Genomic DNA, 13,027 nt, shown 5'->3' on the forward strand with positions numbered 1-13,027 from the left:
ACAGACGGCGGATCGCGCCGTCGGGCGACTGAGGTGCTCAGCGCGGCGACGTGAGAAGCTGTCCCCCGGGTGTGGGGGGTCGGCCGGGTTGCCGGGTGTGGCGCCGGCTCGACGTGCGCTTTGCCCGTCGGAGCGCTGGGGCACCCCCAGTATGCCGATGAACTGTGAACTAGGCCACAATGCGGGCCCGCGTGCCCCTCTTCAGTCCATTCGGCGTGCGACGATCGCGAAGTTCAGCGGAATGCGTGGAGCGCCCGCCGGTAGTGCCCATCCTCGCGGATCCCGGATCAGACCTTCGAAGGCGGGCCAGTCCATGTACGGCAGCTCGTGGACTGCCTCGATGCACAGATTCGCTTCCAAGAGTGCGGTGATGACTTCGCTCAGGTCGTGACGCCACTCGCAATTGGTCGTCTGGCGGATCGTCGGTCCACTGTTCTCGGTGTAGGTGCCCGCGTCTTCATATGCCCTCATGCCGCCACCCGAGAGGTAGTCATCGCTGATCTGCCAGGGCCGAAACTCCATCGCCGCCAATAACGGGTGGTCGTCTCGGATCAGGAAAAGACCACCGGGTACGAGGAGGTCGTGGATGGACCGAGCCCACGCCGTCAACTCCGGCAACCAGACGATCGTCCCGACACTGGTCACGACGACGTCGAAGCGATCGTCCACCAATGACGAGGCGAACCGTGCGTCGCCTTCAACCCACGTGATCGTCTGACCGTCCGCCTCCGCGATGCGCCGGGCGTGACGCAGAGAGTTGGGCGACAAATCCAAGCCGGTGACATTGACCGCGCCGAGTCGCGCCCAGGAGACCGTGTCCGTGCCGATATGACATTGCAGGTGCAGCAGGGACCGGCCGGCCACACTCGACGAGGAAAGGTGCGGCTGCAAAACCGACAAGTCGTTTCGGACCACCGACGAGATCATCGACCTGTCGGCCAGAAAGCCTTCCACGTCGTACATCTGAGACCGTGCGTGGATATCGGCGCGCTCATCCCAGTTCGCCTTGTTGAGGTCAAGGGCAGCAGCATCATTCATCACAAACCTCGGTCTCGACTCAGCGGCCTAATTGGTGACTCTTTTTATCACAGGTGTGATAGAAAAACGGAAGTCTCGTTACACTTCGACGATGCCACCGCGTATCGATGCCGCTGAGCGTCGCCGGCACATCACCGAGGCGGCGCTCCGTCTGGTGATGCGGGAAGGGCTCGCCGCTGCGACGTTTCGCCGGGTCGCCTCTGAATCGGGCCTGAATGTCGGATCAGTGCGCCACTACTTCACGGACCACGAATCTCTCGTCGTTGCCGTGGCCACCGAGGCCGGCGACCGCATGGGTCGGCGCCTCATGAAGCACAGACCGCCCGAATCGGGCGACGGCGCAACACTACGGCGTCACCTGCTCGCGCTCCTGGCGGAACTGGTGCCGCTCGACGACGAACGTCACAGCGAGGCGGTGATCCTCATGGAGCTCATCACAGCGTCCCGGACCACCGATGCCTTCCGGCCGGTCACGACGCAGATGGCTGCTGATCTGCACACCGTCCTGCTCGGGGCGCTCGAAGACCTGGGTGTGCCGGAACCGAGCCTGGAAGCCCAGCGGCTGGCCTCCCTACTGTCTGGCCTGTCGCTCGATGCGGTGACCGCTCACGGCCCCCGAACGGCATCCACCATCAGGAGAATCCTTCGACTGCACGTGAATTCGCTGGTCACGAGTCGTTGAAGAGGCTGCCGGCGATGACTACGGCGCCAACGCCATGATTCGTTCGGCGCGGCGCAGCACCGGCATGTCGACCATCTGGCCTTCGAACTGGAACACCCCGCGCTGGTTGCGTGCGGTGTCCAAAACGCGCCGCGCCCAGTCGATCTGTTCCTCGGTCGGGGCGTAGGCGGACCGGATCACCGCGACCTGGGACGGATGGATCGCCACCTTGGCGTCGAAACCGACCGCCACGGCGTCGTCACTCTCTGCGCGCAGACCGTCGAGATCCTTGATGTCGATGTACACCGAATCCAGCGCCAACCGACCATAGGCCTTGGCAGCCAACAGACTCTGCGAGCGCACATGCTGAGCGACGTCGCGGTAGCTGCCGTCCGGCCACCGGTTGGCCGTTCCGCCGGTGACCGCGAACAGATCCTCCGCACCCCACATCACCGCGAACGCGTTCTGCACGCTGGCCGCGTCGGCCACCGCCAGCGCGCCCAGGGGTGTTTCCACCAGGATCACGACCTCGCGCGGAGCCAGCGACGCCACCTGTTCGGCCGATTCGGTCTTGGCCAGCATCACCTTGGTGTACTTGGTGGCGTCGAGGGCCTCGAGGTCCAGACGGTGATCGTCGGTGGTGACGGGGTTGACCCGCACCACGGTGCGGTCAGGGTCGAGCGGAGTGTCGATCAGCGCCTTGCGGGCGGCTTCCCGGTCCTTGGCCGCGACACCATCCTCGAGATCGAGGATGACGACATCTGCTGCCGCTGCGGCCTTCTCGAAGCGCTCAGGCCGGTCGGCAGGACAGAACAGCCAGCCGGGACCGCTCGCGAACGTCACTGGTCTTCCTCCTGGGGGCGCTTGCGGACCATGGTCTTGCGCGACGCCGTGGCCACGATGTCACCGTGCTGGTTGCGTCCGGTGTGGGCGAAGGTGACGATGCCCTCACCGGGCCGGCTCTTGGATTCCCTCTTGTCGGTGATCTCGGTTTCCGCGTAGAGGGTGTCGCCGTGGAACAGCGGCTTCGGGAACGCGATCTCGGAAAATCCGAGGTTGCCGACGATCGTGCCCTGCGTCAGCTGCGCCACCGACAGACCGACCAGAGTCGACAACGTGAACATCGAGTTCACCAGACGCGCGTTGAAGGGCGGCAGCGCATCGGAGAACGCCGCATCCAGGTGCAGCGCCTGGGTGTTCATCGTCAGCGTGGTGAACAGCACGTTGTCGGCCTCGGTGATCGTGCGCCCCGGCCGGTGCTGATAGAGCACTCCGGTCTCGAACTCCTCGAACCACAGACCGCGCTGAACGACGATCTTCTTCGGCGTCTCGTCACTCACAGGCCGAGCTCCCTTCCGATCAGCATCAGCTGGACTTCGGTTGTGCCCTCACCGATTTCGAGGATCTTGCTGTCGCGGTAATGCCGGGCGACGGTGTACTCGTTCATGAAGCCGTAGCCGCCGAAGATCTGGGTGGCGTCGCGCGCGTTGTCCATCGCCGCCTCGCTGGCCACCAGCTTGGCCACCGCCGCGGCCTTCTTGAACGGTTTGCCGGACAGCATCAGCGCCGCGGCGTCGTAATACGCAGCGCGTGCGGTGTGTGCGCGTGCCTCCATCCGTGCGATCTTGAACGCGATCGCCTGGTTCGTGCCGATCGCCCGGCCGAACGCCTCGCGTTCCTTGGCGTACTTGACGCTCTCGTCGACGCAACCTTGCGCGGCACCCACCGACAGGGCCGCGATCGCGATGCGGCCCTCGTCGAGGATCCGCAGGAAGTTCGCATAGCCGCGGCCGCGCTCACCGAGCAGGTTCTCCTCGGGGACGCGCACGTCGTCGAAGCTGAGCGGATGGGTGTCGCTGGCGTTCCAGCCGACCTTGTTGTAGGCCGGTTCGGCGGTGAACCCGGGCGTGGGCACGGGCACCAGGATCGACGAGATCTCCTTCTTGCCGTCGCGCTCACCGGTCACCGCGGTGACGGTGACCAGCTTGGTGATGTCGGTGCCGGAGTTGGTGATGAACTGCTTGGAACCGTTGATGACCCAGTGTCCGTCGTCCAACTTCGCGGTGGTCCTGGTCGCCCCGGCGTCGCTGCCACCGCCGGGTTCGGTCAGGCCGAACGCGCCGAGCGCCTTGCCACTGGCCAGCAGCGGCAGCCACTCCTGCTTCTGTTCCTCGGTGCCGAACCGGTACACCGGCATGGCACCCAGCGACACCCCGGCTTCGAGGGTGATGGCCACGCTCTGGTCGACCTTGCCGAGTTCTTCGAGCGCCAGGCACAGCGCGAAGTAGTCGCCACCCATGCCGCCGTACTCCTCGGGGAACGGCAGGCCGAACAACCCCATGTCGGCCATCCCCGCCACGACTTCGTACGGGAAGGAGTGCTCTTCGTCGTGTTTGGCCGACACCGGGGCGACGACGCTCTGCGCGAAGTCGCGGACCGTTTTGGCCAGCTGTTCGTAGTGGTCCGGGAGTGTCCCGGTGGCCAAAAAGTCCGTCATGCCTTCGGCTCCTCGCTTGCGGTGATCCGGGCCAGTACCTGGCCCACCTTGACCTGCTCGCCGGCGGCAACGAGCAGTTCCACCACGCCGTCGACGGGCGCGGAAAGTGCGTGTTCCATCTTCATGGCTTCGACGGTCACGACGACCTCGCCGGCGGTTACCGTCGCACCGTTCTCGAAGCCCACCGCGACCACTGCGCCGGGCATCGGACTGGTCAGTTCGGCGTCACCGCTGTGCGCGTCGTCGGGCCGCACCGGGGCTTCGCGGACCTCTTCGACCATGGTGACACGGCCGGCGCCGGCGAGCCAGAGCTGCTCGTCATGCGCGGCGGCCAGATACTCCGTGCGCAGTCCGTCGAGGACGATGACGAGCTTGCCACCCTTCAAACCGGCGGTCAGAGAACGGGATCGACCGTCCTCGATCGTCACCGAGGCATCGTCGGGGGTTCCGGTGAGGAAGACGTGATCGGTGCGGTCGCCGGCGCGTAGCCGGACGGAGATCGGTGCACGGCCTGCGATGCGCCATCCCGAGGGCACGTCCCACGGGCTGTGCGGCGCGCTCGGCCAGCTGTTCAGCCAGTGGTATGCCGCGGCGGCGATCAGTTCCTCGTCTTGTGCGGGGGTGGGCGCGAAGTCGGGCATGCGGCGGTCCAGCAGACCGGTGTCGAGGCGCCCGGCCGCCACATCGGCGTCGGCGAGCAGAAACCGCAGGAACTCGACGTTGGTGGTCAGACCCAGCACCGCGGTGTCGGCCAGCGCGGTGTCGAGCGCACGCAACGCGGCGCGACGGTCGTTGCCGTAGGCGATGACCTTGGACAGCATCGGGTCGTAGTCGCTGCCCACGACGGTGCCTACGCGCAGACCGGAGTCGACCCGGATGCCGGGCCCGGCGGGTTCGCGCAGCCCGACGACCTGACCTCCGGTGGGCAGGAACTGCCGACCGGGATCCTCGGCGTACACGCGGGCCTCGATGGCGTGCCCGGTGAGCACGATGTCGTCCTGCCCGATGGGCAGCTTCTCCCCCGCGGCGATGCGCACCTGCTGCTCGACGAGGTCATATCCGGTCACCATCTCGGTGACCGGGTGTTCGACCTGCAGCCGGGTGTTCATCTCCATGAAGAAGAACTCGTCGGGCTGATCGGCGGACACGATGAACTCGACGGTGCCCGCGCCGGTGTAGTCGACGCTGCGGGCGGTGTCGCAGGCGGCCGCGCCGATCCGGGCGCGCGTGGCCGCGTCCAGCAGTGGGGACGGTGCCTCCTCGATGACCTTCTGGTGGCGGCGCTGCAGACTGCATTCACGTTCACCGAGATGCACCACGTTGCCGTGCCGGTCGGCGAGCACCTGCACTTCGATGTGACGCGGGTTGAGCACGAAGCGTTCGATGAACAGCGTGTCGTCGCCGAACGCCGACGCTGCCTCGCGCCTCGCCGAGGCCAGAGCGGCCGGAAGCTCGCCGGCGTCGTGAACCACGCGCATACCCTTGCCGCCGCCGCCGGCCGACGGTTTGACCAGTACCGGGAACCCGACCTCGGGGGCACCGGCGATCAGTTCGTCGTCGGTCAGTCCCGGACGCGAGATCCCGGGCACGACGGGCACTCCGAACTGCGAGACCGCCGCCTTGGCCGAGATCTTGTCGCCCATGGTGCGGATGGCCGCGGCGGGCGGGCCGATGAAGCTCACCCCCGCCCTGTCCAGCGCCTCGGCGAATTGCGCGTTCTCCGACAGGAATCCGTAGCCGGGGTGGACTGCCTGGGCGCCGGTGCGTTCGATCGCCGACAGCAGTGCCTCGATGGAGAGGTAACTCTGCCGCGCCGGAGCCGGACCGAGGCGCACCGCCACGTCGGCTTCGGCGACGTGGCGGGCGTCGGCGTCGGCGTCGCTGAACACCGCCACCGAACGGATGCCGAGTCGCCGCAGGGTGCGGATCACGCGCACCGCGATCTCGCCGCGGTTGGCCACCAGCACGGTGTCGAAGAGGTTGTCAGACATCGCAGATCACATCCTGAAGACGCCGTAGGACACCGGTTCCAGCGGCGCCTGCGCGGTAACCGAGAGGGCCAGCCCGACAACGGTTCTGGTGTCGGCGGGGTCGATGACGCCGTCGTCCCACAGCCGCGCGGTCGAGTAGTACGGGTTGCCCTGCTCTTCGTACTGGGCGCGGATCGGGGCCTTGAAGGCTTCTTCCTCCTCGGCGTTCATGTCACCGCGCACGGTGGCCAGGACCGAGGCGGCCTGCTCGCCGCCCATCACCGAGATGCGCGCGTTGGGCCACATCCACAGAAACCGCGGTGAGTACGCCCGTCCGCACATCGAGTAGTTGCCCGCACCGTAGGACCCGCCGATGACGACGGTCAGCTTGGGTACCCGCGCGCAGGCGACGGCGGTGACCATCTTGGCGCCGTGTTTGGCGATGCCGCCGGCCTCGTAGTCGCGACCGACCATGAAGCCGCTGATGTTCTGCAGGAACAGCAGCGGCACCAACCGCTTGTCGCACAGCTCGATGAAATGCGCTCCCTTGACCGCGGATTCACCGAACAGCACTCCGTTGTTGGCGATGATCCCCACCGGGTGACCGTGGATGCGGGCGAACCCGGTGACCAGCGTCGTGCCGTAGTTCGCTTTGAACTCCGAGAAGTCGCCACCGTCGACGATCCGGGTGATCACCTCGTGCACGTCGTACGGCACCCGCGAATCGACCGGGACGACGTCATAGAGCTCGGTCTGATCGGCGATGGGGTCGACCGTGGGTGCGACCTCCCATGGGGGCGCGGAGCGCGGCGCCAAGGTGGCCACGATGTTGCGGACGATCCGCAGCGCGTCGCGGTCGTCGTGGGCCAGGTGGTCGGTGACACCGGAGACTTTCGAGTGCAGATCGCCCCCGCCGAGGTCCTCGGCGCTGACGACCTCACCGGTGGCGGCCTTCACCAGCGGTGGGCCGCCGAGGAAGATGGTGCCCTGGTTGCGCACGATGACGGCTTCGTCGCTCATGGCGGGCACGTAGGCTCCACCGGCCGTGCAGGAGCCCAGGACCGCCGCGATCTGGGCGATACCGTCGGCGCTCATGGTGGCCTGGTTGTAGAAGATCCGGCCGAAATGCTCGCGATCCGGGAACACCTCGTCCTGGCGGGGCAGGAAGGCACCGCCCGAGTCGACCAGATAGACGCAGGGCAGCCGGTTCTGCGCGGCGATCTCCTGGGCGCGCAGGTGCTTCTTCACCGTGATCGGGTAATAGGTGCCGCCTTTGACCGTCGCATCGTTGGCCACGATCATCACTTCGCGGCCGGACACCCGGCCGATACCGGCGATCATCCCGGCGCCGGGACATTCGTCGCCGTACATGCCGTCGGCGGCCAGCGCGGAGATTTCCAGGAACGGGCTGCCCGGGTCGAGCAGGCCGTTGACGCGGTCGCGCGGCAGCAACTTGCCGCGACTGACATGTCGCTCCCGCGCCCGTTCCGGTCCGCCGAGCGCCGCCACGGCCAGCTTGGACCGCAGCTCTTCGACGAGTGCGACGTGATCGTCACGGTGTGAGGCCCGCGCTGCCATCCGGTCACCCATTCTGATTGAGTTAATGACGACTAACCGGGTGGTAAGTTAATCAGGGTTAACTGTGAATGTCCACCATCAGTTGGAGGCGCTCCATGAACACCGCGGACACCGCCTCAGCGCGCAGCAGGGCCAAATCGGACCGCCGAGGACAGCTGATCGCCGCTGCCGAGCGGCTGATAGCCGAATATGGTTATCTGGCTGTGCGTTTGGAAGACATCGGAGCTGCGGCCGGAGTCAGCGGTCCGGCCATCTACCGGCACTTCCCCAACAAAGAGGCGCTTCTCGCCGAACTGCTCGTCGGCATCAGCACCAGGCTGCTGGCCGGCGCCCGCGACGTGATGACGCGCGCCGCAGATGCCGAGACCACCCTGGCCGCGCTCATCGACTTCCATCTGGACTTCGCGCTGGGCGAGTCGGACCTCATCCGCATTCAGGACCGCGACCTGGGCAATCTGCCGCCGGGCGCCAAACGTCAGGTGCGGCGTGCGCAACGCCAGTACGTGGAGATCTGGGTCGACGTGCTGCGGCGGCGCGACCGCACGCTCTCGGAGACCGACGCACGCCTGATGGCGCACGCTGCGTTCGGCCTGCTGAACTCCACGGCGCACAGCGTCAAACCCGGTATGACAAAAACAGCCGAGGCCAGCTCCCGGACCGTCCTGCGAGCAATGACGGTCGCGGCGCTGACCTCGGCTGAATTACCTAGCCAGAGGGGCTAATACCAGACTTTTCTGCCGCCGACGGGACGGCCGACCGAGCCGAGGATCCAGAACACCGCACCGATGACCAGGAGCACGACTCCGATGTAGGTGAGGATCGAGATACCGAACAAGAGACCCAGGATCAACAGGATCGCGCCCAGGACGATCATGGTCACTCCATTCTTTGGTTTGATCCAGTCAGCGGATTACTGACTGGGTTGCGGGACCTGACAATCGGTGACTTTCGGATTGACACCCGCGTAGTTCAGCGGCCCGGCAACCACGGTCAACGCGATGCTCCCGGCGGTGGCGCAGTTGGCTTGCCCCTCGGCACCACCGAAGTAATCACGCTGATAGGCCGCGAACACGCCGATCAACAACCAGACGAGAACAATGATGCCGAGAATTCCTCGCATGCCGTGCCTCCTCCGTCGTGCACGTCGTGAGCGACGCGCAGCAAGGTTTTACCCGGCAGCTAATTTCGGTAAACCAAGATCACTCAACAAGATCAGGAGCGTCGTCGAAGGCGTCGCTCAGCCAGGCCGTCATCTCCTTCAGCAGTACCGCCCGATTTTCGCGCTTGTCGATCTCGTGTCCGTCGTCGTCGAACAACAGCAACGACGGGTGTCGCCCCAATTCGACCAGGGCGTCGTACATCTGCTGCGACTCGGTGGGCGGCACGTTGGTGTCGTTGAGACCGTGCACCAGCAGCAACGGCGCGGTGATCGCGGCGGCGCGCGGCAACGGCGACAACTCCTCGAGCAGGTCCCGGTCGCTGACCGGGTGACCGTAGATCGGGTAGGCCGCTGCGGCGATCCACTGCTCGGTGGTGCGGTACCAGGTGTTCAGGTCGCTCATCCCGCAGATGCTGATGCCGGCCGCGAACTCGTCGGGATGGAACGCCAGCGCGGCCTGGGTGAGATATCCGCCGTAGGACCAACCGCAGCACGCGACGCGCCCGGCCGGGGCGTGACCGTTGCCGACGAGGAACTGTGCCGCATCGGCGACGTCGTCGATCGCGGCGAACCGCTTCTCCCGATCGTCGGCGTGCATGAACGTGCGGCCGAAGCCGCCTGAGCCGCGCACATTCGGCAGGAAGACGACGATGCCGGCGTCGAGCAGTCCGGGGAAGAACTCGTTGTAGCCGGGTCGGCCCTGCCCTTCGGGTCCGCCGTGCAGGAACAACATGGCACCGATCGTCGGCACACCCTGCGGCGGGCGGAACAACCAACCGGTGATCTCCAGACCGTCGCGCGCCACCACCGTTTCCAGCGTGGGGTCCCCGGACACCGGTCCGCTGCTGGGTTCCCGATCGATGGGCTCCCATTCACCGGTCCGCGGATCGACCAGTTCCACCGTCGGCGGCTTGGACGGCCCCTCCACCGTCAGCGCGAGCATGTTTCCGCCTGCGCTGATGCTCAGCTCGCTGGCCACCATGCCGCCGGGCAACGGGATCGGATCGTGCAACGTGTTGTCGACGAGGTCGAGGATCTGTAATTCACTGGCGCCCTTGAGGTTCCACAACAGCGCCACCGTGGAGAGATCGTCGGAGACCGTGAACTCGTCGAGCTCGTACCCGGGACGCTCGGCCACCACGTGGTAGGCCACACCGTCGGCGGTGACGGTGACCTCCAGCAGACGCGCATGCTCGGTGCCGTTCTCGCTGCGGATCAGTGCACGCACGTAGCCCTCGGTGCTGTCGTGCGGGTAGTCACGCGCCGGGTGGTACAGCTGAGTGGTTTCGCCGTCCGGCCCCGAACGCAGCCGGCGCGGGCTGTGGTCGTCGAGGATGAGGCCGGTGTCGGTGGTCGAGCCCGGGTCGAAAGGCAGCAGTGCCGTCTCGGTCAGTGCGCGCAGCATGATCAGCTCGCGATAGCCCCGTGGGCCCACCCGCACCAGCGACGCCCCGCCCCACGCGTCGACCAACCGCCCGCCCGAACGACGATCGAGCACGGTGGTGGTGCCGTCGGCGGGATCGATCAGACACGAGCTACCGACACCGTCGGCGCCGGTCAAGATGGCCGCGACGAGCGTGCCGTCCCAGTTGATCAGTTCGGCGGTGCCCTCCACGCCCGTCGGCCAGTAATCGATACGGCGGGCATCACGATCATCGGGATCTGTTGTGACAACCCAGATCTGGGTGCGGGTACCGCCGTCGGGGGCCACCTGGCAGGCCAGCCAGTGGCCGTCGGCCGAGTGCATCACGCGCGTCACGGGCCCTTCGACCGGCAGCTCGACGTCACGAGACGAGCTCGCGCGCCACCCCCGCAGGAACCGCTGCACCGCACGCGGGAAGCCGCCGTCGTCGACGAGGTGGGCGAATGCGGTGGCGTCTGGCGACATCGACGCTCCGTAGACCCGGCGAACCTGCTGTGCCACGGTCTCCGATTGTGCCCGGTTCAAGTTGTGGGCGCCGCCCGGCCCGGCGTGCGCCCAGCCGGTCCGCGGCGCACGGGTACCCTGCACGCATGAGGTGGATATGACGGATTCACCCTCGCGCGGGGAACAATGGGGACCTCACGGACGCCAGGACCCCCCGGTGCCGCCGTACGGGGCCTACCCGGGCTATCCGGACCCGGCGTACGCGAGCCAAACGCCCTACGGCTCCCCCTACCAGCCGCCGCCCACCGAGCAGATGCCGTACCCGCCCTACGGCTACGACCCGTACGCGACCAACCAGTATCAGCCCGGCCCGGGCTCCCAACCGCCCGAACCCGACGGCCCGAAGTCGCCGCGGTGGCTGTGGGTGGTGGCCGGCGTGGCGGTGGTGACCGTCGTCGGTCTGGTCATCGCCCTGGTGATCGTCAACAGCTCGCGGCAAGACACCATGGTGGCGCCGGTGCCGTCGCCGCCCGAGCCGAGCTTCACCACGCCCAGCCGGCCCGCGCCGACGACGACGACCTCGCCGCGGCGACCGACCACGCCGGCGCTGCCCCCGCCTACCGTGCCGACCAGTCCCCGGACGACGGTGACGGCGCCGCCGGGACCGACCGACACCGTCGTCTACACCGTCAGCGGCACCGGACGCGCGATCAACATCAGCTACGTCGACTCCAACGGCCTGCTGGGTACCGAGTTCAACGTGATGCTGCCGTGGAGCAAGGAGGTCGCCCTGCCCCAACCCGGTGCCGACGCCGCCAGTGTCAGCATCATCAACGTGGGGCGCGAGGTGACCTGCTCGATCACGGTCGACGGTGTGGTCGTGCTGGAACGCACCGGGGTGGGGCTCACCATCTGCACCGGGGGCCGTTAGCCGCCGCTGCGATGCGGGGCCCGGACGCCGACCAGGGCCACCAGGCCGAGCACCAAAACGAGCACCAGCCCGCCCAGGCCTGCGCGTTCGCTGTCGAAGATGTCGATGAACAGCGAGAACAGCCACGGCGCCAGGAAAGTCGCGGCGCGGCCCGCGGTCGTGTACAACCCGAAGGCCATCCCCTCCTTGCCCTGCGCGGACATCCGCAGCATCAGCGTGCGCGCCGACGACAGCGTCGGGCCGATGAACAAGCACAACAGCAGGCCGCACACCCAGAAGGCCAAGACACCCGACAACGCGCCCAACGTCACACCGATGAGGATCATCGCCGACAACGACGCGACGATCACCCGCTTCGAGCCGACGCGGTCGTCCACCCGGCCACCGACGAGCGCGCCGATCGCGGCCACCACGCTGGCCGCGACGCCGAACAGCAATACGTCGGCTTCGGACACGCCGTAGACCGTGACGCCCAGCACCGCGCCGAAGGTGAAGACACCGGTCAGCCCGTCACGGAAGATCGCACTGGCGCCGAGGTAGTAGATGACGTTGCGGTCGCGACGCCATTCGGAGCGCACGTCGCTCCACAGCTTGCGGTAGGCGTTGAGGACACCGCGTGGCTGCTCCGGCTCCGAGACAGCCGGCGTGGGCGGAGGCTTCGAAATCAGCAGCGGCAGCGCGAACAACGCGAACCACGCCGCGACCAACAACATGGCCGCCCGGATGTTCTGCCCGTCGGCGGCTGGCAGCGCCAGCAGTCCGCGGGTCTCGCCGTCGCCGGAGACGAAGCCGAGGTAGACCACCAGCAGCGCCAGCACGCTACCGAAATAGCCCAGGCCCAAACCGAATCCGGAGATCCGTCCCGCATTCTGCGCGTCCGAGAGCTGACGCAGCATCGCGTTGTAGGGCACGGTGGCCAGTTCGCTGCACGCCGCGGTGCACGCCAGCAGCACCAGCCCCGGCCACAGGTAGCGGTGGTCGTCGCGGATCAGGCTCATCGAGGCGGTGAAGGCCACCACCAGACCGGTCAGGACGGCAAGCACCTGCCGCCGACGGGCGGGCGCGTTGACCCACACGCCGGTCACCGGAGCCAGCACGGCGACCACGAGACCGGCCAACCCCAGGGTCCGGCCGAGCCAACTCGCCGGGCTGGTGTCGCCGGGCAGATCGTCGCCCACACCACGGGTCAGGTACACCGAGAACACGAAGGTCACGACGATCGCGTTGATCGCGGTGGCACCGAAATCCCATAGCGCCCAGGACAGGATGCGGGACCGCATCCCGTCGCCGACGAACGGCCGGACCGGACGCGGTTCGCTCATGGCA

At 67.2% G+C, this 13,027-nt stretch carries 13 protein-coding genes; 3 read left to right on the plus strand and 10 right to left on the minus strand.

The genetic code is table 11. The features are described 5' to 3' along the window. Positions 1–201: 201 nt before the first annotated feature. Positions 202–1,038: a class I SAM-dependent methyltransferase gene (locus ACQI46_RS14275; RefSeq protein WP_427094793.1), complete on the minus strand. Its 837-nt coding sequence runs from the start codon at positions 1,036–1,038 to the stop codon at positions 202–204. 91 nt (positions 1,039–1,129) lie between these two features. Here ACQI46_RS14275 and ACQI46_RS14280 point away from each other — a divergent pair, with 91 nt between their 5' ends. Further along, on the plus strand, positions 1,130–1,720 hold the full coding sequence (locus tag ACQI46_RS14280) for a TetR/AcrR family transcriptional regulator (protein WP_427094661.1): 591 nt from the start codon (positions 1,130–1,132) through the stop codon (positions 1,718–1,720). Positions 1,721–1,738: 18 nt separating this feature from the next. On the opposite strand, the gene ACQI46_RS14285 is transcribed toward ACQI46_RS14280, so the two are convergent. Genes ACQI46_RS14285 through ACQI46_RS14305 form a run of 5 tightly spaced genes read right to left on the minus strand, consistent with a single transcriptional unit; the run spans position 1,739 to position 7,744 of the window. After that, on the minus strand, positions 1,739–2,542 hold the full coding sequence (locus tag ACQI46_RS14285; protein ID WP_427094662.1) for an HpcH/HpaI aldolase/citrate lyase family protein: 804 nt from the start codon (positions 2,540–2,542) through the stop codon (positions 1,739–1,741). Beyond that, the gene (locus ACQI46_RS14290; RefSeq protein WP_427094663.1) at positions 2,539–3,039 is read right to left on the minus strand and encodes a MaoC family dehydratase; all 501 of its coding nucleotides are present in this window, start codon (positions 3,037–3,039) and stop codon (positions 2,539–2,541) included. Before ACQI46_RS14290 ends, ACQI46_RS14285 begins: the two co-directional genes overlap by 4 nt. Next, positions 3,036–4,196 (minus strand): acyl-CoA dehydrogenase family protein, encoded by a 1,161-nt coding sequence (locus ACQI46_RS14295; protein ID WP_427094664.1) that lies wholly within the window; start codon positions 4,194–4,196, stop codon positions 3,036–3,038. Before ACQI46_RS14295 ends, ACQI46_RS14290 begins: the two co-directional genes overlap by 4 nt. Continuing rightward, positions 4,193–6,187 carry a biotin carboxylase N-terminal domain-containing protein gene (locus ACQI46_RS14300; RefSeq protein ID WP_427094665.1) on the minus strand — a complete coding sequence of 665 codons (1,995 nt, stop codon included), beginning with the start codon at positions 6,185–6,187 and terminating at the stop codon, positions 4,193–4,195. The genes ACQI46_RS14295 and ACQI46_RS14300 overlap by 4 nt, the downstream gene beginning before the upstream one ends. Positions 6,188–6,193: 6 nt before the next feature. Further along, a complete protein-coding gene (locus tag ACQI46_RS14305) occupies positions 6,194–7,744 on the minus strand; it encodes a carboxyl transferase domain-containing protein (RefSeq protein ID WP_427094666.1) in 1,551 nt (516 codons plus the stop codon). Between the two features lie 95 nt (positions 7,745–7,839). Here ACQI46_RS14305 and ACQI46_RS14310 point away from each other — a divergent pair, with 95 nt between their 5' ends. Then, positions 7,840–8,466: a TetR/AcrR family transcriptional regulator gene (locus ACQI46_RS14310; RefSeq protein ID WP_427094667.1), complete on the plus strand. Its 627-nt coding sequence runs from the start codon at positions 7,840–7,842 to the stop codon at positions 8,464–8,466. Here the strand turns inward: ACQI46_RS14310 and ACQI46_RS14315 are convergent. From ACQI46_RS14315 to ACQI46_RS14325, 3 genes are all read right to left on the minus strand, one after another. Next, positions 8,463–8,618, minus strand: a complete 156-nt coding sequence (locus tag ACQI46_RS14315; protein ID WP_098003404.1) for a hypothetical protein — start codon at positions 8,616–8,618, stop codon at positions 8,463–8,465. The two genes, ACQI46_RS14310 and ACQI46_RS14315, sit on opposite strands and share 4 nt — an antisense overlap. 36 nt (positions 8,619–8,654) lie before the next feature. Beyond that, the gene (locus ACQI46_RS14320; RefSeq protein WP_427094668.1) at positions 8,655–8,864 is read right to left on the minus strand and encodes a hypothetical protein; all 210 of its coding nucleotides are present in this window, start codon (positions 8,862–8,864) and stop codon (positions 8,655–8,657) included. 79 nt (positions 8,865–8,943) lie between these two features. Then, on the minus strand, positions 8,944–10,791 hold the full coding sequence (locus ACQI46_RS14325; protein ID WP_427094794.1) for an alpha/beta hydrolase family protein: 1,848 nt from the start codon (positions 10,789–10,791) through the stop codon (positions 8,944–8,946). Between the two features lie 136 nt (positions 10,792–10,927). On the opposite strand from ACQI46_RS14325, the gene ACQI46_RS14330 reads away from it, so the two are divergent. Continuing rightward, positions 10,928–11,701 carry an MmpS family transport accessory protein gene (locus ACQI46_RS14330; RefSeq protein WP_427094669.1) on the plus strand — a complete coding sequence of 258 codons (774 nt, stop codon included), beginning with the start codon at positions 10,928–10,930 and terminating at the stop codon, positions 11,699–11,701. Here the strand turns inward: ACQI46_RS14330 and ACQI46_RS14335 are convergent. Next, positions 11,698–13,023, minus strand: coding sequence for an MFS transporter (locus ACQI46_RS14335; RefSeq protein ID WP_427094670.1), 1,326 nt, complete (start codon positions 13,021–13,023; stop codon positions 11,698–11,700). The two genes, ACQI46_RS14330 and ACQI46_RS14335, sit on opposite strands and share 4 nt — an antisense overlap. Positions 13,024–13,027 lie beyond the last annotated feature (4 nt).

The organism is Mycobacterium sp. SMC-4 (genome assembly GCF_050205565.1).
Classification (GTDB): Bacteria; Actinomycetota; Actinomycetes; order Mycobacteriales; family Mycobacteriaceae; genus Mycobacterium.